General features: G+C 63.3%; 1 protein-coding gene. It reads right to left on the bottom strand.

Annotated features, from left to right (window positions below):
* The coding region (locus G3446_RS27365; RefSeq protein ID WP_164456768.1) for an IS1595 family transposase at positions 1-362 on the bottom strand (362 nt) is incomplete at both ends.

The following is a 362-nucleotide window of genomic DNA, read 5'->3' as shown; positions in this document are numbered from 1 at the left end:
GGCGTGCTCGCGTGGGCCTCGCCGCCCCAGTAGGCATCGTCGACTTCGATGATGCCGACGAGCGGTTTCTGATCGTCGTGCTCCTTCATCACCTGCAGCAGTTTGTGCTTGAGTCGCCAAGCGCTGGGATAGGAAACGCCAAGATGGCGTTTGAGCTCCAGCGCCGAGATGCCGTTCTTCTGCTGGGTCAGCAGGAACATCGCCAGCAACCAGGTGGTGAGCGGTAGTTTGGTATCCGCGAAGATGGTCCCGGCCGTCAGCGAGGCTTGATGGTGGCAGTGGCGGCACTGCAGCAGCGCTCGCGTGCGCAGGCGCACCGGTTCGTGCTGATGACCGCAGTGCGGGCAGATGAACCCCTGTGG

This window comes from Thiorhodococcus minor (assembly GCF_010820565.1).
Lineage (GTDB): Bacteria > Pseudomonadota > Gammaproteobacteria > Chromatiales > Chromatiaceae > Thiorhodococcus > Thiorhodococcus minor.
This window is presented reverse-complemented; position numbering and strand designations above follow the sequence as displayed.